Below are 22,925 nucleotides of genomic sequence, written 5' to 3'. Positions count from 1 at the left end.
TCCAATAACGCTTATATTCCTTATAGAGGGGGCCAGTCCATGTTTCATATTAGCACCCCATTGCTGCAATATGGCGCAACCTTCGGTATGATCGTAATCGCTATTTCGGCTATTTTCATCCGTATGAAGACAGGTCATCGCCCGATTAATGCCAAAAAAATCATCATTCCTCCGCTCGGCATGAGCACCGGTTTTATGATGTTTGTGGTGCCGGAAGTACGGGTTCCCTGGCTTTGGGCGCTGGGCGCTTTTCTGGTCGGCTGGTTTATTTTTTCTTACCCGTTGATCCGCAGCACCAAATTTGAATTGCAAGAAGGGCTGGTTTTCGTCCAACGCTCACGTACCTTCTTTTTTATCCTGATCAGCCTACTGATCGTCCGATTGCTGCTGCATGAATTTATTCAGCATTACATCACCATTCCGCAGACAGCAGGGCTATTTTTCATCCTAGCCTTCGGGACCTTGTTACACTGGCGGCTTCGTATGTATTTCCAATATCGTCAGTTCGTTCCGAACGAGACGGAAGTTCGCATCTGACAAACGGTTTTTTAACATGCATGCTCGCATGTTGTTGTATAGACCAAAAAGACACGTTCTCCCAACAGGAACCGTGTCTTTTTGGTCTTTTTGGTCATTTCGGTCTTTTTAGTCTATCGTAAGCTACATTACGCAATTCATTAAGGGTGTGCTTTTGTTGTCGTGATTGAAAACGTCCTACTCTCCTAGGACCCCGCGGTCATCTTGGGGTTAACGCGTTGATGCCGTGCTGCCCGAACGCCAGACACTTACTGGGAGCTCTCCTTTGTAAACAGCGTGCTGCCGTTTGTGTTATTCTGCGGAGCATAAGCGCCGTCCCAGGTGATAAAGAAGCTTGCTCCAGTGTAGATTTCGTTCAGGGCCTTGTTCCAAAGCGAATAATCGAATTCCTTGAGCTGATTATTGTTGCGATCCACATGGTCGCCACCCACGGCTGGTCCAATTTCGCAGAAGCCATAAGTTTTGCCAAGTCCTTTGATGTCATTGTAAGCCATCTTGATTTCATTGTCATTGGACGGATCGTCGCTGTAGGCGTCGATGCCAATCCAGGTGACATAGCTGGAGCCGGGGTAATAAGCAGCCGCGTTGGCTCCTTTATTAGGAGCATAGACAAAATTGACGTTGGACATGCCATTGGTCGTCACGATGTAATTGTACAGATTGATGTACAGGTTCTTATAGTCCGTCGTGTTCTTGTCTCCCCACCAGAACCAGCCTCCGTTCATTTCATGGAAGGGTCTGTAGTAAACGGGGGATGAGTTAAACTTTTGCAGGCCGGTCACGACATTGTCAACCTGGGCCTTATAATTTTGCAGCCATGCGGGGCTGGACGAATTGATAGATGAAATGTCTGTATTGGCCAAGATCTCGAAATCGGAATCAGACATCGGGGCGTTTACATTTCCACCTTGGGGATTGGGCATGTGAGTGGAAACAGTGACGATTTTCCCCAAGTCTTGGATAGCGGAGGCGCTATTGGAGGTAATGGAGGCTGCATCGGTTCCCCCCTGGTTCCAGTTCAGCAGATCATAGGAGACGATGTCAGGGTTGTAGGTCCAGACAGGACTGGTGTTTACACTTCCGTCATAGCCCAGGAACATGCCAGTATAGTTGATATTGCTCTCCGCGCCTGCCGTCATCGGTAGCGATAATAATAATGCAGCCCCGGTCAGGGCGCTGATCAAGCTCTTCGTTTTCTTGAATGAATTCATAATGGTTATCCTCCTGATGTTTATATCTTGCTGTTTTTAATCGCAAGACTTAAGGTGTGTGATGCGGGAAACAAGAAGTTATCAAGAGCCTAGACTCCCTTATTTCCCCAATCTTCCGGTGGCTTATGGTCAATCACTTCATCCAGCAACTTTTATCATTCTTTTTGTCCATAACATAACCTCCGTTTTTCTTTAATTCTGAGTTCCGTAATGAGTCTTTTTTCTAGTACACCGCCTCCTTTTTTTTGATATATAGTTCAACTAAAACAATTGTGATTTGTGACCCTAAATTACATCGACATTATGGAAAAAAGTTGAAATAGTTCTATTAGATCAAAAAAATAATTCATATAACAATGAACAAACAATTTCTGAAAAGTGTAGCAGGGACTAAGTGTGTAATAAAGGGACTTTTTACATTTCATTCTTATGAATTTGGATTCAAATTATTGTTATTTTAGTACTATATAGAAGATTCATAATCACACACTTAACGTATCCCGTTATCGATAGCCTAGAAAATAAGCACACGTGCAGAATAGTTAGCAACGGCGGATCACTAACGTCTATCAGAACTAAGCTGGTCACTCTGAACGCATAGCGTACATTTTCGTTAAAATGTTGGCCTGGCACTCATGAAACGAAAAAAACCGATATTCGCCTTTTGGCCAAAATCGGTTTTTAGAGGTGAAACTATTATTCCCCGCATGTACTAGACTTTTATAGAATGCACGTAGCAAAAGGGACTGTCCCCTGGACAGCCCCTTTTTTGTAATATGTCTAGCCCATTCACCACGGTAGTCTGTATGCTTGCGGTGGATGCCTGCTTTTATTGCTGGGTCAAAATAATCGGACCATCTGCTGTAATGGCCAGCGTATGCTCGTATTGAGCAGACAAGCCGCCGTCCAACGTGCGTGCGGTCCAGCCGTCCGCATCAATTTTACTGCGGTATGTGCCTGTGTTGAGCATCGGCTCAATTGTAATGACCATGCCCTCTTTTAAACGTGGTCCACGGTGCGGAGGTCCGTAATGTGGAACCTGCGGTTGCTCATGCATTTCTTCCCCGATGCCATGCCCAATGAATTCGCGTACGACCGAGAAGCCTTCCGCTTCCGCGTAGGTTTGTATCGCATGGGAAATATCTCCGATCCGGTTACCGATAACGGCTTGCTCAATCCCTTTATACAGTGATTCCTTGGTAACATCCAGCAGCTTTTGCGCCTGCTCAGACACATTACCCACCGCATACGACCAAGCGGAATCTGCCAGCCAGCCATTCAGGTTCACAACCATGTCGATCGTCACGATGTCCCCGTCCTTCAACGGTGTCTTATTCGGAAAGCCGTGGCAAATCACATCGTTAGGTGAGCCACAAGTTGCAAACTGGTAGCCGTTATAACCCTTCTGCTCCGGTGTTGCGCCATGCTTCTTCATAAAGGATTCCGCAAAGGCGTCAATTTCCAGTGTCGTTATGCCTGGCTTGATCATTTTGGCAATTTCCCGGTGGCAAGCAGCCAAAATGTCTCCAGCTTTTTTCATATTTTCAATTTGTTCTTTGGTTTTAATGATAATCATTAAACGGTCTCCTTCTTTTCCGTGTTCGTTCCACTTTTCACTGCTTCTTTTTTCTGCTTCTATTGTAACGCTAAAAGCAGCGAAATGGAACCAATGTCAACTGACACCGTTTACAAGGATCTTAAACGGGGTATATAATATTCCATAACTTGTATACCAGTATGCAAAATTATTTCCAAGTTAGGAGTATCCTATGAAATATCCAACAACCTGGTTACAGGGCGCATCGCTTGGGGAAAGGATTGCTTGTGAACTTCGGCTTCAGATTATACGGGGTATTCAGACGCCAGGCTCGGTTCTATCTGAGAATCAGATTGCTGCCGATTTTGGTACCAGTCGTTCTCCGGTGCGTGAAGCCTTGAAGGCACTCTCGAGCGAAGGACTGATCCGTTTAGAGCGCATGGGTGCGGTTGTCGTTGGCATGACACCCAGTGATATGGAGGAGCTATTCGATGTGCGAATGCTGATTGAGCATTTTGTTGTACAAAGGTATGTACATAGTGATAATGCCACATTGGTGACTGTTTTGAATCAGATGATTGACAAAATGGAAGTCGCTCTCAAGTACAGGGATGTCGTTGAATTTTCTCTTCAGGATTTTAATTTTCATGAGGCTCTGGTTCTGGAAGCAGGCCATACCCGTATTCTTCATACCTGGAACGGTATGAGACAGCTAATCCTGACGGTCATGTTAGCTGCGACAGAACAACGATTTGCGTCTAACATCGAAGAATCACAAGTCACGATTCACAAACATCGAACCTTTGCAAACGCTTTAAGTCAAGGGAATGCTCAGGAGTTATCGGGATTTATTGAGGATCATTACCGAGATACCCGCAACGCGGTTAACGACAGCGTCCTGTCTCCCTACAGAAAGACATCGCCCTAGCCATAACATGCGTGACAAAAAGCCAATGTACCGCGCTTTATGCGTTTCTTGCTGGCGCGGCTCTTTTTTAATTGAAGTTGTCGACAAGTATACATTTAGCTATACATATAAGAATAAGGAGGCATACCTTCATGAACACATTATTCGGCTTGAGCCATAACGTATCCCTGCTCATATGGGCGCTAGTTACCGTCATTCTTTTGATTTTGCTGATTGCCAAATTCAAATGGAATCCCTTCGTTTCACTGCTGCTTTCGTCGGTATTTCTCGGACTGGTTAACGGGATGCCGGGACATGAAGTTACTGCCTCCATCACCAAGGGGCTCGGCAGTACGCTCGGCTCCATCGCCATCGTGATCGGTTTAGGCACCATGCTCGGTAAAATGATGGCAGAATCCGGCGGTGCCGAACGCATCGCGACCACACTGATGGATCGTTTTGGTGAAAAACGCGTTCATTGGGCGATGATGATCGTAGGCTTTATCGTGGGTATTCCAGTATTTTTTGAGGTTGGTATCATTTTATTAATTCCCATTCTGTTCACGGTTGCCCGTAAAATGAATATGTCTCTGCTGAAAATCGGTATTCCGATGCTGGCAGGACTATCGACGGTACACGGCCTTTTGCCACCCCACCCGGCTCCGATGATCGCGATTGAAGCCTTTAACGCCAATATTGGACGCACGATAGGATATGCACTCATTGTGGGCATTCCATCCGCCATTATTGCGGGCCCGGTCTTCGGCGCTTGGATTGGCAAAAGAATCATGGTCAGACCTTCCGAGAGGCTGGACGAGCAGTTCAGAAATACGACGGGACGTTCGTTGCCTCCTTTTTGGATTACTCTGTTCACCATTTTATTACCTGTTATTCTAATGCTTAGCGGATCAGTCGCTGAAATCGTAGACCCGGCCAATACACATCCGCTCACTATATTTTCCAAATTCATTGGTGATGAGGTTATGGCATTGCTGATTGCGGCCGTGTTTTCTTTTTTCTCGCTAGGCTATGCACGTGGTCTAAAGAAAGAGGACTTGTCCCGTTTTACCAGTGAATGTCTGGCACCAACAGCCTCTATTATTTTAATTATCGGGAGCGGCGGTGCATTTAAAACGGTATTGATCGACAGCGGTGTAGGTCAGGCCATTGCAGCGGTCGCTACAGGAGCCCATATGAATGTGATTGTATTTGCTTTTCTGGTCGCTGCGCTCATTCGTGTAGCCACTGGATCAGCGACAGTCGCGATGACGACAGGCTCCGGTATTGTCGCACCTGTACTGGCACTTACACCCGGCGCGAATGTCGAACTGGTCGTCCTTGCTACAGGAGCTGGGTCGCTGATCTTGTCTCATGTGAATGACGCCGGTTTTTGGATGATTAAAGAATTTTTCAATATGACGGTTCCGCAGACTCTAAAATCATGGACCGTTATGGAAACCATCCTCTCCCTGGTCGCTTTCGGTTTGATTATGCTGCTGAGTGTGTTAATTTAACGATAATGAGCTAATAACGGTAAGTGAAGGGGAGATTGAATATGACAGACACCCGATATATGATCGGCGTTGATATCGGTACGACCAGTACCAAAGCGGTGCTTTTTGAAGAAAATGGCAATATTGCCGCCCAGCACCATGTGGGCTATCCGCTCCATACACCTGAGCCGGATGCGGCAGAACAGGACCCGGAAGATATTTTCAAAGCTGTTGTAACGACGGTGCAAGAGGTCATGAAACAAAGCGGAGTGTCAGCCGAGCATGTGCTGTTCGTCTCCTTCAGTTCGGCCATGCACAGCGTACTGGCGGTGGATAAGAACGGCAAACCGCTGACCGCCTCCATCACTTGGGCAGATAACCGTAGCGCCAAATGGGCCGAAGCGCTCAAACATGAATACAACGGACACGATATTTACTTACGCACCGGAACGCCCATTCATCCCATGTCACCGCTAACGAAACTGATGTGGATTACGCGGGATTTACCGGATGTTGCGGCCCAGACGTACAAATTCATTTCCATTAAGGAGTACGTCTTTGCCCGGTTATTCCACCAATATGTCGTGGATCACTCGATCGCCTCCGCAACCGGACTTATGAATTTGCAGCAGCTGGACTGGGACGAGGAAGCACTGCACATTGCAGGTGTAACGAAGGAGCAGCTATCCGAGCTGGTGCCGACAACGCATGTGCTCAAAGGACTGGATGAGACCTATGCGCATGACATGGGCCTACTGAAGACGACGCCTTTTGTGATCGGGGCCAGCGACGGTGTCTTGTCCAACCTCGGTGTGAATGCGATCAAACCTGGAGTTGTCGCTGTTACCATCGGCACCAGCGGAGCCATCCGTACCGTAGTTGATAAGCCGCTCACGGATGCTAAAGGGCGCTTTTTCTGTTACGCCTTGACCGAAAAGCTGTGGGTCATCGGCGGCCCAGTGAACAACGGAGGTATAGTCTTCCGCTGGATCCGGGATGAATTTGCAGCCTCCGAGGTGGAAACGGCCAAGCGACTGGGACTTGATCCATATCATGTGCTAACCCAAATTGCGGAACAGGTACGTCCTGGCTCCGACGGTCTGCTCTTTCTTCCGTACTTATCCGGTGAACGTGCGCCCCTGTGGGACCCGAATGCTCGCGGCTCCTTCTTCGGTCTATCCCTGCGTCACAAAAAAGAGCATATGATTCGCGCCGCTCTGGAGGGTGTGCTGTTCAATTTGTATACCGTCATGCTCGCCATGGAAGAAGTCATCGACAGACCGTCAGTCATTCACGCCACTGGTGGATTTGCACGCTCGGAGCTATGGAGACAGCTTATGGCGGATATTTTCGATCAGGAAGTCATTATCCCTGAAAGTCTGGAAAGCTCATGTCTGGGCGCAGCTATACTGGGCTTGTACGCACTGGGACGGATTGATTCGCTGGATGCTGTGTCCGGTATGATCGGTACCACTCACCAGCACAAACCTGTAGCAGAACACGTGGATATTTATCGCGATTTACTACCGATTTATATCCGCATTTCACGTAAATTCGAAGAAGAGTTCAAGGATATTGCAGAATTTCAGGCCAAGTCCCTACAATCCTAAATTAGTGGAACCTGTTCTAACACTGCTGCGTATTACCGTTTTATAAAAACCTGTCTATGTCAGTTGGGCAGGGTAAGAAGGAGGATTAGACGATGCTCAAAAAATTACTGCACCGCCTGCTACATTCCACCTCTCATTCTCATAAGCGGCGATACAGCAGCTCAGACCGTTATTATGAACGTGAACGTAAACGCCATTCTTCTTCAGACGGTTACAAGAATAGTCACAATGGACACCACTATTACAAGGATAAACGCCGGCATTACTCCAGTTCTTAGCCAAACAACAAGAAGTAGCGACGGAATAGAGCGTAACACAAGAAGCATGCCACAGGCTCCTTCAAACCCTATAAAGCGAAGACCCTTCTCATCTCAAGGGCCTTCGCTTTATTGTTGTGCGCCCTTCGTTATGCAAGGCGACATCTGTGCATTTTACAGGAAATCGGCCAAGACCGAAATTACAGAAACAGGGTTTTAGAGATGATCACCAGCAAAATAAACAGAACCAGAATCGCTCCTACAGAGGTCCATGCTCCTACACCGCAACCCATACCGCCTACTCCACACATATGACTCATTTACAACACTCCCTTCGCTCATTTACAGGATCATTGTATGTAGACCTGGTCAAATGCGTAAGGGGGGCATTCCCCCATTTTTGCGGCGAATGCCTGTTTATTTTTAGGGACTTCCGTTATGGGTTAACCTCAAGCAGCAACAATGCTTCCTCCAGCTCTTGCATAAACTGTCGGCTATTCTCATAACGTGGCCGAATCTGAAAAAGACGCTCCAGCATATGACGCACAGGTGAACTCAGCTTCAATTCTTCCTGCCAGCTTGCCGGCGGTTGATCCGGCTGAGGCTCGTAACTGCTATACAGCATAAAAAGCATTAAATGTCCGACATCGTACAAATCGCTGTAGACGGCGACATCTTGTCGCTCGGGTGCGCGCTTTTCCAGCATGGATTCGGTAAATACATCCTCCTGTCGCTCTCCCACCGCCAGAGCAAGACCAAAGTCGATCAAGTAAGGCTTGCCCTCACGGTGAATCACATTAGGAATGCGGATATCCCGATGGATATAGCCCCGTTCATGCACATGCAGAACTCGCTCCATTAACTCCAAAATGTAGACAACGCATTCCTGTTCTGTAAAGGAACGCTCCTGTTCAAATATAAGCTCCTCCAGCGTCATGCCAGAGATGTATTCCATGACCACAACTATTCCGTTCGAATGTTCAACACTTTCGAGCAGCTTCGGAATATAGGGGTGTTCCATTTGCCGCATAATATGAGCCTCACGCTGCAATAGCTGAACTGCCTTCGCCCGTTTGCTCGGTCTGGGCAATTTTACCGCCACCTCTTGTCCGCTGCGCCGATCCAGACAGAGATAGGTCAGACCATAGCTCCCCATGCCTAAAAGCGAACGAACATCATAACGTCCGCTCAGTAAATCGCCAGGCTGTTTCGGATAATCCATCCATGATTCATATGCGTTCCGCAACCAAGCAAACATACTTATATCCTTTCCTCTACATGCCGCAGCAACGTTCCTTATGCGGCTTGTTCTCGTATTCTTGTATTCCGTTATTATACCATCCACGATAAAAGACCATCAGAACCGGGAAGGTCTGATGGTCTTTATCAGAAAAGATGCTGGTTATGCCTCTCTGCGTCTGCGCGGTGTCAGACCAAGCCAGGACAACAACGAACCGCGCGATTTGCGTTGCCTGCCCTGGTAGGTACGCAAATTAGTGATTAGCTGCCGATCTCGTTCCTCGTCAACCTTTTCTTTCATCCAGCGTTTTTGATCCTCCAGTTGGTTAGACAGGCTGATATTCTTTTCCACCAAACGGCTGTGCTCTGCTTCCAGCTCTTCCAAACGGCTCCGCATTTCCAACAATGCGGTTTGCACCATGTTCTGCATCTGCGCCAGTTCTTGCGGCTCTACGGACTCCTGCGTTTGCACGGATACAGGTGCTTGTTCCAATCTACATTCAATGGTTGGTTCCAAAGTCTGGAACTCCTCCTGCAACTGTAGCTGCATAGGTTCCTCTGACGGTTCCTGAGCATTCATTTCATCCTGTAACTCTGTCAGTTCAACCGTAGCAGCTGCTTGCGCCTGCATGACCGTCTCATCCCTGCCCTCAGCCGCCGCCATTATTTCTTCCCAGGTTGCGGTCAGTGACTCAGCATCCGAGATGGGTGGCAAGCGGAATTCTTCATCCTCCATTTGAAAGGGAGCGGTCACTCTCTCAAGCACCACCTGAACCGCCTGCTCCATCGTCATATGCTGCTCACGCAACGCCCTCCGCATCACCTTCAAACACTCAACATCCTCAGCACTGAACATCCTCGATTGATTCGCGGAACGCTGAAACACATACCCCTGCTCCTCCAGCGCCGCTGCATATTTACGAAGGGTACTCGCCCCGATCCCCAACTGTTTTGCTGCTTCCGTCGTCGATTTGCTTTCTTCCATTTAATCATTACCTCCCCGGATGGTATGGAAAGAAATAAGCTTGTATATGTAGAATTCGCGAAATCCATTGGAAACCCTTTGGCAAAAATGTTCTAATATTGCAGACTGCTAAGAACCTTTGTCATAACGGAATATTTGTAGATATACAAGAAACGACATTGCAGAGAATACTTCCGTTCTGTATGTCCTTGAAACTCTTTAAAGAACGTCACATAAATGTCATACTTTCATTATTTTCATGGCACTTTTCCTTCCATCAATATCGTTCATGTTATAATTTGCACAGAATTCACCTTAAATATAAATTGAAACATGCTCTCCTATCTTCCAGTAAAAGTATTGATAATTCACGTTCATTCTATAATTAATCCTAAAAAACACCTCTATTCACAGTCATTTTTAATTTCCCGGAATGGAGACAAAAAAATGGATATTTTCAAAAGATCAGCAATATGTTATGTTATGTAACGTAAAATGTATTTCAGGCATAATTTGTAGCATATTAACGTTCGCTGGAACGAGGAGGCAACATAGATGAAGGGGAAGGCAAGGAAAGTAGCTATTGTCGGCGCGGGAATGGTCGGTTCGAGCTGTGCCTACTCAATGGTTAATCAGTCCATTTGTGATGAGATCATGATGATTGACCGCACGTATGATCGGGCTTTGGCCCATGCACTGGATCTGTCTCATTGTATGGATTTTACGTCCACACGTACCAAGGTGCGTGCAGGCACGTATGCAGACTGCACGGATATGGACGTTGTGATTATAACGGCTGGAGCCAACCCTAAACCGGGTCAAGACCGCCTATCTGTGCTGGACGACGCAGTGCTTATTACCAGAGAGATTGTAACCGCGATTATGGAGGGTGGCTTCGACGGTATATTTGTCATTGCCGCTAATCCTGTCGACATTGTAACGTATATGGTACAAAGTATATCCGGTCTGCCGCGCAACAAGGTGATCGGCACGGGCACCTCCATTGACTCATCCCGACTCAAGACGTTGCTTTCTGAGGTGTTTTCCATAGATCCACGTAGCGTACAAGGGTATGCGCTTGGCGAGCATGGCGAATCCCAATTCGTCGCTTGGTCACACGTTACGATTGGTGGTAAGCCGCTCTTGCACATTTTGCGTCAGCATAAGGAACGATTCAGCCACGTCGATCTGGACGACATTGCCCGTAAAACCAGGGATGCAGGCTGGGAGATCTTCACCCGCAAAGGCGCCACTTATTTTGGTATTGCCAATGCGCTGGCGTACATTACTCGTTCCATTTTAAATGATGATGGTAAAATTATAGCGATCTCTGCTGTATTGGACGGCGAGTACGGGCACACCGATGTCTGCACGGGCGTTCCGGCGATTATCGGCAGCAGAGGAATTCAAGAGGTCATCGAGCTGGAGCTAAGTCCGGAAGAACAAGCGAAGTTCGACGCCTCTTGCCACCTTATCAGCAATAATATCCGTGCCATTTCAGGCTTAGTATAAACCAATAGCACAGTAAAAAACTCCTTACCCTCATTGAGGATAAGGAGTTTTTGCAGTCCCCGTATTTCGCCCTATATCTCTTTATAACGAAATACTGTCAGTCCCGCCAACGTAAATACGACAAAGCTACCTATTATAACCGTCAACAGTGTGTCAGTTGGCACCATGAACGCCCCGAAGTTGTCTCTTCCACTCGGCATCATCGCCAATAAAGGCTGTGTCCATGGATAGTACGGACCGTAGGTTTGAGAATTGGCGACCAGAATATTCGGCACGGTGAAGACGAAATTCAACGCAAGCGGTGCGGCAAAGCTGGACCACAGGAAGGACACCATCAGCTGCAACGCAGCCAGCGGCAGGCAGGCTACCCAGCCAGCGAGCAAACTTTGAGCGATCACGGCCCAAGGGATTGGCCCGTTCATGTCCTGCACAGCTCCAACACCCAGCAACGCTCCTCCGAACAGTAGCTGGGTCAGTCCAACCAGGGCCATAATGATGGTCAACTTGGCCGCATACAGACTCGTGCGGGACAATGGCAATGACATCAGCTGCTTCCAACCGCCGCCCCCATGCTCGAATCGGCAGACCAGAGATGCAAATACGGCGGTCAGCATCGGCATGAACAGCAGCGCATGAACTGTAAGCATGGCAGACAACAACACCTGCCAGTTCCCTCCCGGATTCGCCAGCAAGCCAATCAAGACGGCAATCGCCGGGCTGACGAGCGCAAGCAGCCAGACGGGCGATTTCGCCATTTTCATACGTTCAACAGAAAGCAACCGTACATATCCTCCGAACATTACGCCACATCCTTTCGGCTAAAATGGGCCGCTGTCAGCAGGCTGAGAAGCACACCCGTTCCGCACCCGACGGACGCAAACATCCACGCTTGAGGTGCAACCCATGCAAATTGAGGCCAGGCCAACGGAAACCATTCGGACATCTGTGAAGCAAACAAGCTGCCGATGCCTAACGTAATACCCAGTGTTACAGGCAGAGCCTGATTATGGAACGTGACCGTTAACCACAACAATAATACGAGCATAGGCAGCGTGCCGCCTAAAGGCCAAAATCCAACCCGCAGTAATTCTCCAATCGGCGCCGGCTCTCCCCCGAAGCCGAGTAGCATGCCCAGTCCCCACGTCCCTACCGTCAGGAGCACACAGGACACACACAGCATCCCGATCGCCAGCGTCAGCTTGGCCATATAGACGCTGAATTTGGAAATCGGCAAGGCCAGTAGCTGCTTCCAGGAATTAGACATATGCTCCACATTCGCCAACATGGAAGCGACCATGGTGGCTCCTAACACCAGCGCAAGGGGGACAAACATAGCGATGTTATCCATCAAGGATTCCCACAAATGGCCCTTGTATCGCGGAATCAGATAGTCATAGCGGAGTCCAAAGTTCAGTCCCTGCATCGCTACCAGCCCTAGGGGACCGAGGAACACCAAGAACCAGATTCCCTTTCTGCGTGCTTTGAGCAGATCCGCCGTGAGTGCTCGCAGCATCATAAGGAAGCCCCTCCTTTGCCCACTACCTGCATGAACATATCCTCCAGCGATTTGCGGCGTTCCTCCACACGGTATACGGCATGCGTATTTTCGACCAATCTTCTGACCAGCAGCGCAACAGCCGCATCATTCATGTTCTCGAAATCCAGCGCCGATCCGTCCTTCACTGAATGGTAGCCCTGCTCACGCGCAATCAACTGGGCTGCTTCCGGTTCCGACACGACGATCCGAATCCCGCCTGCGGATTCCTGACGGAGATTATGAATCGTGTTTTGAAAGACCAGCTCTCCTTCACGGATAATACCCACGGTATTCGCCATATGCTCTACCTCGCTCAACAGATGGCTGGATACCAGTACGGTGATCCCCCGTTGCTTGGGCATCGCCTGAATCAATGTGCGCATTTCCTGAATACCCTCCGGGTCCAAACCATTCGTAGGCTCATCCAAAATGAGCACTTCGGGATTCCCAAGCAGGGCTGCTGCAATACCCAGTCTCTGCTTCATGCCCAGCGAGTAGCCTTTGACTGGACGCTTGGCGTGCTTGGTCAGTCGGACGACCTCTAACACTTCCGCAATGTTTTGTTTGGGTACATTCAAAATACGGCGAATGGCCTCCAGATTTTCAATTGCGTTCAAATGACCATAATACGAAGGATACTCCACCAACGAGCCGACTTTACGTAAAATATCGAGCTTATGTCTGCGAATATCTTTGCCGAATATACGGATCGTTCCTCGAGTTGGGCGAATAAGTCCAAGCAGCATGCGGATCGTTGTCGTTTTCCCCGCTCCATTTGGACCAAGAAATCCGTAAATATCTCCTCGAGCTATTTTCAGGTCCAGCTGATTAACCGCCGCGCGGCCTTTGTATATTTTGCTGAGACTGTTCGTTTCAATAATGTATTCGTTCAAGTTCCTCACCTCGACACCTATCGTAACGTGCCAAGTTTAAAGCCAAGGGAACTCTGAGTTTAAGTTTTGTTTAAAAAACGGATTCGGGTCCCGGCTGATGAACTGATAATCTCCCTCTCCAAATTCATTTCGCGAGCCAGCAGTTCTGTAATCGCCAAACCAATCCCGGCTCCTTTTTCACTAGACTGTTGCTCCATACCGGGCCCTTTATCTACGATAACCAATGCCTCTGTGCCATTATCTTTCTGTACTTGAACACCAATATATCGGCCTGAGGCAGCATGGCGAACTACATTTTGAAAAAGATTGTCCAGCAGACGACGGAAGCCTTGCTCATCGACATTCCACACCATACTATGATCAGGCAGGTCGATATCCACTTCAAAGCCCTCCTTTTCCCACACCGGATACCAGCTGGCTACACACTCTCGCACTAGCCGCAGGATATCACGCGGTGTGTTATTCATAGTGTATTTTCCACTAGCTAGCAGATTATAGGTGAGCAGATTATCGATCAGACTCCCAAGGTCTTTTAGCTTGTTTTCCATTAGTGTAATCGACTGTTTCCCTCTGCTACTCAGATTTTCACCATCTAGTGTATACAGATGGCTACGCACGACCGTAAGCGGCGTCCGAATATCGTGTGACAGATCCGCGACCAGTCTCTTCCGCAGCTCTTCCTCCTGACGCTCACGTCCCCGACTCTCTGCCAACTGCTCGACCATTTGATTAAATGCTTCTTCCAGCTTGCCGATTTCATCCGGGCGTCCAGTGTCAACAAGAATAGGCAAGCCATCCTCTCCTCGCTGCGACATGGCGGCCTGAAGCTGCAACAGTCTACGCCGAATGCCTCCAAAAAACAGAAGAGATACGAATATAAAAGCGCCCAGAATCAATACGATAAAAAAGAGATAGTACATCAACATGCTACTATCTGTAGGTGGCTGTTCAAAGAACGAACGAGGCACTTTTAATACCATATAGCCCTGATTTACATCATTCTTGCCCCCGCCAATAAAGGCTACTACCGTAAACGGCCCCTCATAGCTTGCTTGCTTCATAAAAGCTATAGCCTGCGCAGCGTTCCATTGTTTTGGCATGTTAGGTTGTGTCGGTAGCTCCAACCTTGTTTTACCTGCGGTATCCACCCAAAATATTTGTGAGTTAGGGAACATATCTTGTTGTATTTTGCGCAGATGGGCTGAGATTTGCTCTGGTGTGGCTCCCTTCAAAGCTACAGCTTCGCGATGCCAGCTATTTTCGGTATGGCTAGCAGAGGGATAGTAAGCGTTTTTAGGCTTGAACTCCGCCCCCCAATTCAATAACACGCTATATATCAAGGCTGTAGCAGGCAACACAATGGGCAACAGCATCATAGCAACCACAATAATGACCAGATAACGGAACAACAGTGAACTGCGAAACCGCCCTCCCTGACCTGGCCTAGAGCTGGGGTGCAACCTCCTCCAATTCTTGCGCGTCCTGCTCATTATGCTTTCACCCGATATCCTACACCACGGATCGTCTCAATGATGCGAGGTGACGCAGGATCAATCTCCAGCTTTTCGCGAAGGTGTCGGATGTGGACCATTAAGGTTTTGTCTCCGTCAATATATGGATCTCCCCACACCGCTTCATACATTTGCTCTTTCGTCATAATCTGGCCCAAATGCCGCAGCAAATAAGCAAAAATGTGATATTGCTTGCCTGTCAGCGTAATTTCCTCCCCGGTATCACGGTTCACAATACGGTTATCGGGAGAGAACACAGAGAGATGCCCCAGCTGTAAGGATTCTTCGGGCACGGTTCCTGCTCGGCGCAGCAAAATCTCCATACGTGCGATGAGCTCGTCCGGGTGAAAGGGCTTGGTTACATAATCGTCGGCGAAATCCAGTCCTTGCAGCTTATCGTCAATGGATGTACGGGCAGACAACATGAGAATGGGAAGCTCCGGGTATTCTTTCTTGAGCCGCTTCCCCATGGTGAATCCATCCAGACCGGGTAACATCACATCCAAAATCACGAGTTGGCACGTGCGGGCTGCTTCCACAGCCCCATCCCCGCTGCGAAGCCATACGACAGCGTAATTCCGCTCTTCCAAATACTGATGCGTCCAAGCACCGATATCCTGGTCATCTTCGATGTATAACACATTTGTTTTCATCATGGGCACCTACTTATCGTTTTTCTTTTATGTAATGGGCATTATAGCATTTATGGTACATAACCCACTTAAAAAGGTTAATAACTACCTTATACGACATACGCTTCACATTTTCAAATTTGAATGCTCGTGAAAAAAGGAGGCCTACCCGATGCTGCTGGAAGCGATATACCATCACCCGAAACGCAATTGGGCTTTTGGTTATAATGATGAAACGATATTTCTACGGCTACGTGCGAAGAAAAATGACCTGGACACCGTTCATGCTCTCACCGGAGATAAATACGATTGGGACCGCACCCGACAGCTTGTCCCGATGTCCAAATTTGCTACCGATGGCAGGTTTGATTACTATGAATGCAGTGTAAAACCTACTCATCGTCGGCTGAAATATGGATTTTTGCTAGAAGACGGTGAGGAACGTATGTGGATGAACGAGGACGACTTTACTGCCCAGGAACCCCAAAATGCAGATAAACTATTCCAATACCCTTTTTTGAACCCGATTGATATTCTGAAGCCACCTGCATGGGTGAAGGATGCTGTGTTTTATCAGATTTTCCCGGAACGTTTTGCGAACGGTGACCCCTCCATCAGTCCAGAAGGTGCAGAGACATGGGGCGGAACGCCACAAAGAGACAATTTTTTCGGTGGCGATCTACAGGGGATTCTGGATCATCTGGATCACCTGAACGAGCTAGGGATTAACGCCATATATATGACTCCTGTCTTCAAGGCAACGACCAATCATAAATATGATACAGAGGATTATATGGAGGTGGACCCGCATTTTGGGGACAAAAATACATTAAAAAAACTGGTCGATGCCTGCCACGACCGAGGAATTCGGGTGCTGCTTGATGCGGTGTTCAACCATTCAGGGCGTACGTTTAAACCGTTCGTTGACGTGCAGGAAAAAGGCGAAGCGTCACCTTACAAGGACTGGTTCCATGTACATAGCTTCCCCCTGGAAGTGGTGGATGGCACACCGACGTACGATACATTCGGGCTGGAACCGATGATGCCCAAACTGAATACCGAACATCCTGAGGTGAAAAAGTACCTGCTGGATGTGGCAAAGCACTGGATCGAAGAAATCGGCATCGATGGTTGGCGGTTGGATGTGGCAGACGAGGTGGATCACGCTTTTTGGCGGGAATTCCGCACTACAGTCAAGCAGGCCAATCCGGATGCGTACATTTTGGGTGAAATGTGGAATGAATCGTCCGAATGGCTTCAGGGGGACCAATTCGATGCAACGATGAATTATCCGTTCACCTACGCGGTGAATGATTTTTTCGTCAAAAAAGTGACCGATGCCCAAAGCTTTGCCTACGCCATCGGACGACAACTGGCCCGCTATCCACAGCAAGCATCCGAGGTCGCCTTCAATCTGCTGGATAGCCACGACACACCGCGCCTGCTGACACTGTGCGGGGATGACAAGCGGCTGATGCGACTGGCCGCCCTGTTCCAGTTCACGTACATGGGCGCACCCTGCATCTATTACGGCGATGAGATCGGCCTGGATGGAGATGCCGATCCAGGCTGCCGCAAGTGTATGGAGTGGGACACCGACAAGCAGGACCGCGAGCTGTTCGACTTTTACCACGAGCTGATTGCGCTTCGTAAGGGACACCCGGTCCTCCGTGATCAGGGAAGCATCACCTTTCTGGAGGCACAGCCAGAGGGCACCTCACTTGCCTACGAGCGCCGCAGCGAGGAAGAAGTGCTGCTCGTGCTGCTCAACCGTTCCGATGAGGATCACGTTTTTGAACTGGACATTCCCGAGCAGGAATGGCAATTGGCCTTTGGCGAAAGCCAGTGGTTTGTTAGAGAGAAGGGGTTGCATGCCAAGCTTCCACCCTACGGATACGCTGTACTGAAGGCAGCACCTGCTCAGTCAGTAAAACCTACTTAAGATGGTGGTGTCAAGACGAGAAGAAAAGCATAAGTCTCTATAGGCGGATGCTGATGAAAGTACCTGTCGAATACGGCAAAAAAAGCGAAACCACCGGGAACAAGATAGTTAACTTGTTCCCGGTGGTCTTTTTACGTTGAATATGAGCTTCTATCCAAGTCGATTATTTGTTTTTAACATCTGTTCTTACTACCCCAACATCCGAAGCATTGATCGAAATAGGGTTACCGCCTTGTCCTGTCTGAGCTGAAGAAGATTGTCTGACGTCCACCGAAATTCTTTTATTCTTAAAGCCAGTTCGTCTCGTTCTTCCCAATGCAATACCTCCTTAGATATATACATGATTTCCTTAAACCTTTCAATTACGACTCAAATGCGAAGAGATATGCTATATGAATATGCTGCTGTAGAAAATAAGTATCGGCGAATAGCAGATCATAAAGAAAAGGGGCTCGGTGGTTTACACAAAAAACGAAATTTCCATCTATAAAAAACCGCTCCAAGAGGATATACCCTTGAAGCGGTTTTTGAGCGCTACCTGAGCCCATGCAGCAGTTTACGCAGGTAGCGTCTGTGTTTTCAATTGCACGTACAACTGGTGCGTCACCTGCTGCGGCTCAATACCCAACTCATCTTCCAGTATTCTGACGAAGCTTTCATAATGCTTTTGCGCAGCTGTATAATCGCCCAGTTGGGCATAGGCGGTCAGCAGCAGACCGCAGATATCGTCTGAGTACGGCTCCCGTTGCTGTAGGCTGAGCAAGCGTTGAACAGACTGCCGGGTACGACCTGAGCGAAGCTCTTCACTCGCCAGCTCAGAGGCACATGCCAGATACATACTGCGCAGCTTCTCCCTTTTTGCATACGCCCACGGGTAATCGTGCTCCTCCAGATAGTTGCCACGGTATAGAGCCAACAGGCTCTCAATACGCGGCGTACCGCCGCTACCGGATGCAGCCCATTCGGATATTCCCCGCTCGAATAGCTCCACATCTGTAATCCAGCCATTGCGGTTCAAGCGGTAGCGATCCAGATTGTATTCCAGCTTCGTATCTTGCATCCGTTCTTTCAACGCCTTGCGAATTTGGTAAATGGACGTGTGCAGGTGAACTACGGCCTTGTCCAAATGATATTCAGGCCACAGCGCATCTAGCAATTGTTCTTTGCTCACCCATTCCCCTTCATGGTGTAGTAAAAAGGAAAATAGCTCCTGTGACTTTAATGTGCGCCATTTGAGTGGTTTCGTTCCTACGGCTTCCTGTCCAACCTCCAAAATTTCAAGCTTTTGAAAACAACGCACCTTGGGGGATTGCTCTGCCGCAATTCCCTTGCTGGAAGAGCGGGAATCAGCCAGCGTGGCTGCAATCCGGTCTAACGTTTTGGATAGCCGCCGGGCATGAACGGGCTTTAACAAGTAATCCAGTGCTTGCAGCTCGAACGCTTCAATAGCATATTCCGAGTACGCGGTCACAAAGACGATATGAATATGAGAATCCAGCTGCTGAATCCACTCGGCGGCCTCCAGACCGTTCATCTCTGGCATTCCGATATCTATAAAAACAATATCCGCACGTTCTGCCGCCAGATAATCCAGCCCCGCTTGTGCAGACGTATATTTGCCCATTACCGTTAACCGTCCGTCCGCCTCCAGCAACCGTTCCAAGTAGGTTAATGCCGATCTCTCATCATCAATCAAAATCGCCTTCATTTGTGTCCGTACTCCCTTCCTGCTGCAACCATCCATCATGATGCCCTATTTACATACTATCTGCTTTAACCATACGATTTTTAATTTCTTATATTTTATATATCGTATCATCGTGGACGCGACATTAGCTTTTCCGACAAATGTACTGTACTTTTTTTATTCATCGGTATTCCGGGGTGTGATCGTTTCCGGCACACGGAAGCTTACCGTCGTCCCTTGCATAGGATTACTTTCAATCCGCAACCCTTCTCCATACATATGGATAAGACGGCGATGGATATTACGCAGTCCCACGCTGGAAGATACATGATCCTCCGACAGCAGCTGTTCCAGTCGCTCGGGTGGAATCCCTACGCCGTCATCGGTCACGCTGACCACAAAATCGGTTCCATCCTCCTGTACAACTACTCGCACGGTTCCACCCGTTGCCCGTTGCATCACACCATGCCGTATCGCATTTTCCACGATAGGCTGAATGCTTAATGGCGGGATAAGCGACCGGATGTTCCTCCCTACCTCTATGGTCACCTGCAAACGTTCTTCAAATCGCGCTTTTTCCAGTGCCACATACGATTCTACCAATTCCAACTCCTTGGATAACGGTACCGTATTCTCCCTGTTCTGAAAATCAAAACTGCCCCGCAAATACTGACTCAGCTCCATGAGCAGCTCCGCTGCTTTGTCCGGATCTACGGCTACAGTCGACACAATAACATTCAAGGCATTGTACAGAAAATGCGGCTTGATTTGTGCCTGTAAAAAGGCCATTTCCGAACGCACCGCTTCTTCTGCCGAATGACGCATGTTCAACAGCGTGCGCACACGCGCCTTTAATTCCTCAGCATCAACAGGCTTACGTAGAAAATCATTCGCTCCCGCCATAAAACCTGCGCGGATATCGCCGGGCAGGTCGCGTGCCGTCAGCAGCAGCACCGGTAGCTCGGACAGGGAATACCGTTCCCGTATCCGTCGGCACAGCTCAATACCGGACATTTCCGGCATCATCCAATCCGTAATGACTAGGTCAAATCGGGTACGGCCATTCAGCATGTGAAGTGCCTCCTCGGCATGATCCACAGCCACCACGCTACAACCTGTGGTATATAATAGCTCCTCCAGCACCCGAAGATTAACCTCATCATCATCCACAGCCAGCACTTTGTAAGGAACAGTCTGAACTTGCTCCAGTGCATCCTCTTCATGCAAAATCACATTCTGACCCGACGTCACGCCAGGCTGCAATATAACCGCAGAAGAAACATCTTTTTGAGCTTCATGCACCAACGTTCCAGTCTGCGCTAAGGGCATTGTAAAATAAAAGGTTGAGCCCTTGCCCAATCTAGATTCTACCCGGATATGACCCCCATGCAGTTCCACCAGACGACGGACTATGCCTAATCCAAGCCCTGTCCCACTGTATCCTTCATCCTCAGCATTCGCCCCTCGGTTAAAAGGTTCAAATATATGCGAAAGATGCTCCTGGGCAATACCGGATCCGGTATCCTTCACACTGATTTCCATTTCACGGCTCCCCGCTTTGGCAGAGATTACAATTTCGCCTTCCTCCGTAAATTTGACCGCATTACCCAACAAATTGTACAAAATCTGAATCAGCCGATCCTCATCCGCATCCACTTTGGGCAACGAATGGGGCCATTCTTTGACGAAATGAAGCTTTTTCTTACCCACCGTATGACCCAATACCTCCAGCACGGAATTCACAGCTGCCTGTACATTGGCAGGCCGACGATTTAAGGCTAATCTGCCATTTTTCAAATTAGAAAAATCCAGAATATCGTTAATTAAATAAGAAAGTCTGCGTCCTACATTCGCAATCAAGACCAAATTGTGCTTTTGCGGCTCATTGAATTGTGTCCCGTAGCGGTCTAGCATGGATTGAGCGATATTAATAATTCCATGCAGAGGAGTGCGCAGTTCATGTGACGTGTTCGCCAGAAATTCGTCCTTTAACCCATCCAGTGTGAGCAACCGTCGTGACAGGTTCTCAACCTCCATAAACGAATGTACAAAACGTTTGGCTAGTAGGAGTGTTTGAGCCAATACGAATATGAGCATTTCATAGGCTGTCACCCCACGTACATCTCCCCAGCCCAGAATATACACAAAACTAGTCACTACAATCATAAGAATGCTCATAATACTAATGACTAGCAGTGCAGCGTCATCCGTCTGTTGAAGAAGCCCACGAATCAAGATTAGTAACACGTATCCCACACTGACTACACCAAAAAGAAGAATAAACAATTCAAAGGATGAGAGTACCAGTGTAGGCAAAAATAGCCCCATACCCAGCATCAGTGCAGTTGTAATATGATATAGGCGCAGCACGAACCGATTCATAACAATCTGCGTCGAAAGATGAACATAGCGGATCAGAAAATAGTAGAACAGCGTTGACGAGAACGACTGTATTTTCAGTACCCATTCATAAGGTAAATCCGGTATTCCCCAAACCAGCAGTTTTTCTCCATGTGTCAGAATGTAAAATAATGCCGCGATGCAAAAGCATCCTAAGTAAAGCAGTGCCTTCTCTTTTTTACGTAAAAGGTACAGCATGATAAAAAATACGGTAGGAATAAAAAATCCTGCGATCAGTACGGTGTCCTCTGCCATTGCAACTTCCCGGCTATGCGTAATACTCTCGTAATCCCCAAATAACAGTGGATAAATAATCCCACCAGAGGAATAGCTATAATTAGCCACATGCACGGTAATATCAGCCGAATGTCCATCTACCGCTGCAAACCCAACATAGGGAACATTGCCCTGCTTACCCTTGTCGGCAGAAACAGAGGGAATACCACTCGCTCCGACGTTTCCTCCGTCAATCCATACTTGGCTGGCACTGCGAATGTTTTGCATATAGATGCCATACAGATTTTCCGCTTTTTCAGGCAACAGCACACGAATATGATAGGTGCCATATCCGGTCGCCTGTCCCTCAGGCATCCACTGATTCCATCTACCAGGCACATCCACAATTTTGGCAGAAGATCTCGTTTCCATCCCCATCTCTGAAGAACTCTGATGATTTTCCCAATCCTTATCTTGTATTCCATGAAAGGATGAAGGTTGCACAAACTGATTGGGATAAAATTCCCACTCCCCTCCCAGCTGTACAGGGCCTTCCTTTTCGGGGTCCCAATTACGCAAATCAATAACACCGTTGTGAGCTTTCCAATGACTGTTCCCGGATAAAACACCCGACACTAACGGATACACCGGTAACGCAACCGCAAGCAGAAGTATAATAAAAAATAAAACCCCCTGTTTTTTCATAAATCCCCCGCTCTTTTCAATATCGTCTATCTTTTAGTATCGGTTATTCTAACCAGCTGTATTAGAAGCGCTGCACATGCAAAAAGGGACGCCCGCCGCAGACAAAAATCTGTGCGGAATCGTCCCCTTCTATAC

General features: G+C 48.2%; 20 protein-coding genes. 7 read left to right on the top strand and 13 right to left on the bottom strand.

What is annotated here, in order from left to right; all coding sequences use genetic code 11:
* Nucleotides 1–39: 39 nt before the first annotated feature.
* Complete coding sequence (locus T3H97_RS02335; RefSeq protein ID WP_103046767.1) at nucleotides 40–537, top strand: CcdC family protein; 498 nt, start codon at nucleotides 40–42, stop codon at nucleotides 535–537.
* 248 nt (nucleotides 538–785) lie between these two features.
* Here the strand turns inward: T3H97_RS02335 and T3H97_RS02330 are convergent, their stop codons facing one another.
* Complete coding sequence (locus T3H97_RS02330; protein WP_328801569.1) at nucleotides 786–1,748, bottom strand: glycoside hydrolase family 26 protein; 963 nt, start codon at nucleotides 1,746–1,748, stop codon at nucleotides 786–788.
* A gap of 829 nt (nucleotides 1,749–2,577) precedes the next feature.
* Nucleotides 2,578–3,324, bottom strand: coding sequence for a type I methionyl aminopeptidase (map, locus tag T3H97_RS02325; protein ID WP_023986734.1), 747 nt, complete (start codon nucleotides 3,322–3,324; stop codon nucleotides 2,578–2,580).
* A 193-nt stretch (nucleotides 3,325–3,517) separates the two neighbouring features.
* Here map and T3H97_RS02320 point away from each other — a divergent pair, with 193 nt between their 5' ends.
* The 4 genes from T3H97_RS02320 (at nucleotide 3,518) to T3H97_RS02305 (ending at nucleotide 7,573) form a co-directional block, all read left to right on the top strand.
* The gene (locus tag T3H97_RS02320; RefSeq protein ID WP_250242599.1) at nucleotides 3,518–4,213 is read left to right on the top strand and encodes a GntR family transcriptional regulator; all 696 of its coding nucleotides are present in this window, start codon (nucleotides 3,518–3,520) and stop codon (nucleotides 4,211–4,213) included.
* A 131-nt stretch (nucleotides 4,214–4,344) separates the two neighbouring features.
* Entirely contained in the window at nucleotides 4,345–5,706 is a 1,362-nt protein-coding gene (locus T3H97_RS02315) for a GntP family permease (RefSeq protein ID WP_328801568.1), read from the top strand.
* 41 nt (nucleotides 5,707–5,747) lie between these two features.
* Nucleotides 5,748–7,295 carry a gluconokinase gene (gntK, locus tag T3H97_RS02310; RefSeq protein ID WP_103046763.1) on the top strand — a complete coding sequence of 516 codons (1,548 nt, stop codon included), beginning with the start codon at nucleotides 5,748–5,750 and terminating at the stop codon, nucleotides 7,293–7,295.
* A gap of 92 nt (nucleotides 7,296–7,387) precedes the next feature.
* The gene (locus T3H97_RS02305) at nucleotides 7,388–7,573 is read left to right on the top strand and encodes a hypothetical protein (RefSeq protein WP_080683015.1); all 186 of its coding nucleotides are present in this window, start codon (nucleotides 7,388–7,390) and stop codon (nucleotides 7,571–7,573) included.
* 179 nt (nucleotides 7,574–7,752) lie between these two features.
* Here the strand turns inward: T3H97_RS02305 and T3H97_RS02300 are convergent, their stop codons facing one another.
* From T3H97_RS02300 to T3H97_RS02290, 3 genes are all read right to left on the bottom strand, one after another.
* Nucleotides 7,753–7,872, bottom strand: coding sequence for a hypothetical protein (locus tag T3H97_RS02300; RefSeq protein ID WP_013369112.1), 120 nt, complete (start codon nucleotides 7,870–7,872; stop codon nucleotides 7,753–7,755).
* Between the two features lie 116 nt (nucleotides 7,873–7,988).
* The gene (locus tag T3H97_RS02295; protein WP_328801567.1) at nucleotides 7,989–8,810 is read right to left on the bottom strand and encodes a serine/threonine protein kinase; all 822 of its coding nucleotides are present in this window, start codon (nucleotides 8,808–8,810) and stop codon (nucleotides 7,989–7,991) included.
* 144 nt (nucleotides 8,811–8,954) lie between these two features.
* Nucleotides 8,955–9,776: a MerR family transcriptional regulator gene (locus tag T3H97_RS02290; RefSeq protein ID WP_258298041.1), complete on the bottom strand. Its 822-nt coding sequence runs from the start codon at nucleotides 9,774–9,776 to the stop codon at nucleotides 8,955–8,957.
* 534 nt (nucleotides 9,777–10,310) lie between these two features.
* On the opposite strand from T3H97_RS02290, the gene T3H97_RS02285 reads away from it, so the two are divergent.
* On the top strand, nucleotides 10,311–11,267 hold the full coding sequence (locus T3H97_RS02285) for an L-lactate dehydrogenase (protein WP_103046760.1): 957 nt from the start codon (nucleotides 10,311–10,313) through the stop codon (nucleotides 11,265–11,267).
* 71 nt (nucleotides 11,268–11,338) lie between these two features.
* On the opposite strand, the gene T3H97_RS02280 is transcribed toward T3H97_RS02285, so the two are convergent.
* The 5 genes from T3H97_RS02280 to T3H97_RS02260 are packed head-to-tail and all read right to left on the bottom strand — an operon-like array spanning nucleotide 11,339 to nucleotide 15,861.
* Nucleotides 11,339–12,067 carry an ABC transporter permease gene (locus T3H97_RS02280; RefSeq protein ID WP_328801566.1) on the bottom strand — a complete coding sequence of 243 codons (729 nt, stop codon included), beginning with the start codon at nucleotides 12,065–12,067 and terminating at the stop codon, nucleotides 11,339–11,341.
* The gene (locus T3H97_RS02275) at nucleotides 12,067–12,783 is read right to left on the bottom strand and encodes an ABC transporter permease (protein ID WP_328801565.1); all 717 of its coding nucleotides are present in this window, start codon (nucleotides 12,781–12,783) and stop codon (nucleotides 12,067–12,069) included. Before T3H97_RS02275 ends, T3H97_RS02280 begins: the two co-directional genes overlap by 1 nt.
* The gene (locus T3H97_RS02270; protein ID WP_103046757.1) at nucleotides 12,780–13,697 is read right to left on the bottom strand and encodes an ABC transporter ATP-binding protein; all 918 of its coding nucleotides are present in this window, start codon (nucleotides 13,695–13,697) and stop codon (nucleotides 12,780–12,782) included. Before T3H97_RS02270 ends, T3H97_RS02275 begins: the two co-directional genes overlap by 4 nt.
* A 59-nt stretch (nucleotides 13,698–13,756) precedes the next feature.
* Nucleotides 13,757–15,187 (bottom strand): sensor histidine kinase, encoded by a 1,431-nt coding sequence (locus tag T3H97_RS02265; RefSeq protein WP_328801564.1) that lies wholly within the window; start codon nucleotides 15,185–15,187, stop codon nucleotides 13,757–13,759.
* Nucleotides 15,187–15,861, bottom strand: a complete 675-nt coding sequence (locus T3H97_RS02260; protein ID WP_328802765.1) for a response regulator transcription factor — start codon at nucleotides 15,859–15,861, stop codon at nucleotides 15,187–15,189. Before T3H97_RS02260 ends, T3H97_RS02265 begins: the two co-directional genes overlap by 1 nt.
* A 151-nt stretch (nucleotides 15,862–16,012) precedes the next feature.
* On the opposite strand from T3H97_RS02260, the gene T3H97_RS02255 reads away from it, so the two are divergent.
* Complete coding sequence (locus tag T3H97_RS02255) at nucleotides 16,013–17,782, top strand: alpha-glycosidase (RefSeq protein WP_328801563.1); 1,770 nt, start codon at nucleotides 16,013–16,015, stop codon at nucleotides 17,780–17,782.
* 163 nt (nucleotides 17,783–17,945) lie between these two features.
* On the opposite strand, the gene T3H97_RS02250 is transcribed toward T3H97_RS02255, so the two are convergent.
* From T3H97_RS02250 to T3H97_RS02240, 3 genes are all read right to left on the bottom strand, one after another.
* Nucleotides 17,946–18,098, bottom strand: coding sequence for a hypothetical protein (locus tag T3H97_RS02250; RefSeq protein ID WP_250242567.1), 153 nt, complete (start codon nucleotides 18,096–18,098; stop codon nucleotides 17,946–17,948).
* Nucleotides 18,099–18,338: 240 nt separating this feature from the next.
* Nucleotides 18,339–19,490 (bottom strand): response regulator, encoded by a 1,152-nt coding sequence (locus T3H97_RS02245; protein WP_328801562.1) that lies wholly within the window; start codon nucleotides 19,488–19,490, stop codon nucleotides 18,339–18,341.
* 156 nt (nucleotides 19,491–19,646) lie between these two features.
* Complete coding sequence (locus tag T3H97_RS02240) at nucleotides 19,647–22,790, bottom strand: ATP-binding protein (RefSeq protein ID WP_328801561.1); 3,144 nt, start codon at nucleotides 22,788–22,790, stop codon at nucleotides 19,647–19,649.
* Nucleotides 22,791–22,925: the final 135 nt, after the last annotated feature.

Source organism: Paenibacillus sp. LX16, from assembly GCF_036252815.1.
Taxonomy (GTDB): domain Bacteria; phylum Bacillota; class Bacilli; order Paenibacillales; family Paenibacillaceae; genus Paenibacillus; species Paenibacillus polymyxa_B.
Note: the sequence above shows the minus strand (reverse complement) of the source record. Positions and strands in the feature narration are given on the sequence as shown.

Excerpts from the sequence above, each read along its gene's own strand:
- T3H97_RS02285 (WP_103046760.1), top strand. The coding sequence starts at position 10,311 with ATGAAGGGGAAGGCAAGGAAAGTAGCTATTGTCGGCGCGGGAATGGTC.
- T3H97_RS02315 (WP_328801568.1), top strand. The coding sequence starts at position 4,345 with ATGAACACATTATTCGGCTTGAGCCATAACGTATCCCTGCTCATATGG.
- T3H97_RS02240 (WP_328801561.1), bottom strand. The coding sequence starts at position 22,790 with ATGAAAAAACAGGGGGTTTTATTTTTTATTATACTTCTGCTTGCGGTT.
- T3H97_RS02290 (WP_258298041.1), bottom strand. The coding sequence starts at position 9,776 with ATGGAAGAAAGCAAATCGACGACGGAAGCAGCAAAACAGTTGGGGATC.
- T3H97_RS02305 (WP_080683015.1), top strand. The coding sequence starts at position 7,388 with ATGCTCAAAAAATTACTGCACCGCCTGCTACATTCCACCTCTCATTCT.
- map (WP_023986734.1), bottom strand. The coding sequence starts at position 3,324 with ATGATTATCATTAAAACCAAAGAACAAATTGAAAATATGAAAAAAGCT.
- T3H97_RS02255 (WP_328801563.1), top strand. The coding sequence starts at position 16,013 with ATGCTGCTGGAAGCGATATACCATCACCCGAAACGCAATTGGGCTTTT.
- T3H97_RS02265 (WP_328801564.1), bottom strand. The coding sequence starts at position 15,187 with ATGAGCAGGACGCGCAAGAATTGGAGGAGGTTGCACCCCAGCTCTAGG.
- T3H97_RS02280 (WP_328801566.1), bottom strand. The coding sequence starts at position 12,067 with ATGTTCGGAGGATATGTACGGTTGCTTTCTGTTGAACGTATGAAAATG.
- T3H97_RS02295 (WP_328801567.1), bottom strand. The coding sequence starts at position 8,810 with ATGTTTGCTTGGTTGCGGAACGCATATGAATCATGGATGGATTATCCG.
- T3H97_RS02275 (WP_328801565.1), bottom strand. The coding sequence starts at position 12,783 with ATGATGCTGCGAGCACTCACGGCGGATCTGCTCAAAGCACGCAGAAAG.
- T3H97_RS02320 (WP_250242599.1), top strand. The coding sequence starts at position 3,518 with ATGAAATATCCAACAACCTGGTTACAGGGCGCATCGCTTGGGGAAAGG.
- T3H97_RS02260 (WP_328802765.1), bottom strand. The coding sequence starts at position 15,861 with ATGAAAACAAATGTGTTATACATCGAAGATGACCAGGATATCGGTGCT.
- T3H97_RS02335 (WP_103046767.1), top strand. The coding sequence starts at position 40 with ATGTTTCATATTAGCACCCCATTGCTGCAATATGGCGCAACCTTCGGT.
- gntK (WP_103046763.1), top strand. The coding sequence starts at position 5,748 with ATGACAGACACCCGATATATGATCGGCGTTGATATCGGTACGACCAGT.
- T3H97_RS02300 (WP_013369112.1), bottom strand. The coding sequence starts at position 7,872 with ATGAGTCATATGTGTGGAGTAGGCGGTATGGGTTGCGGTGTAGGAGCA.
- T3H97_RS02245 (WP_328801562.1), bottom strand. The coding sequence starts at position 19,490 with ATGAAGGCGATTTTGATTGATGATGAGAGATCGGCATTAACCTACTTG.
- T3H97_RS02330 (WP_328801569.1), bottom strand. The coding sequence starts at position 1,748 with ATGAATTCATTCAAGAAAACGAAGAGCTTGATCAGCGCCCTGACCGGG.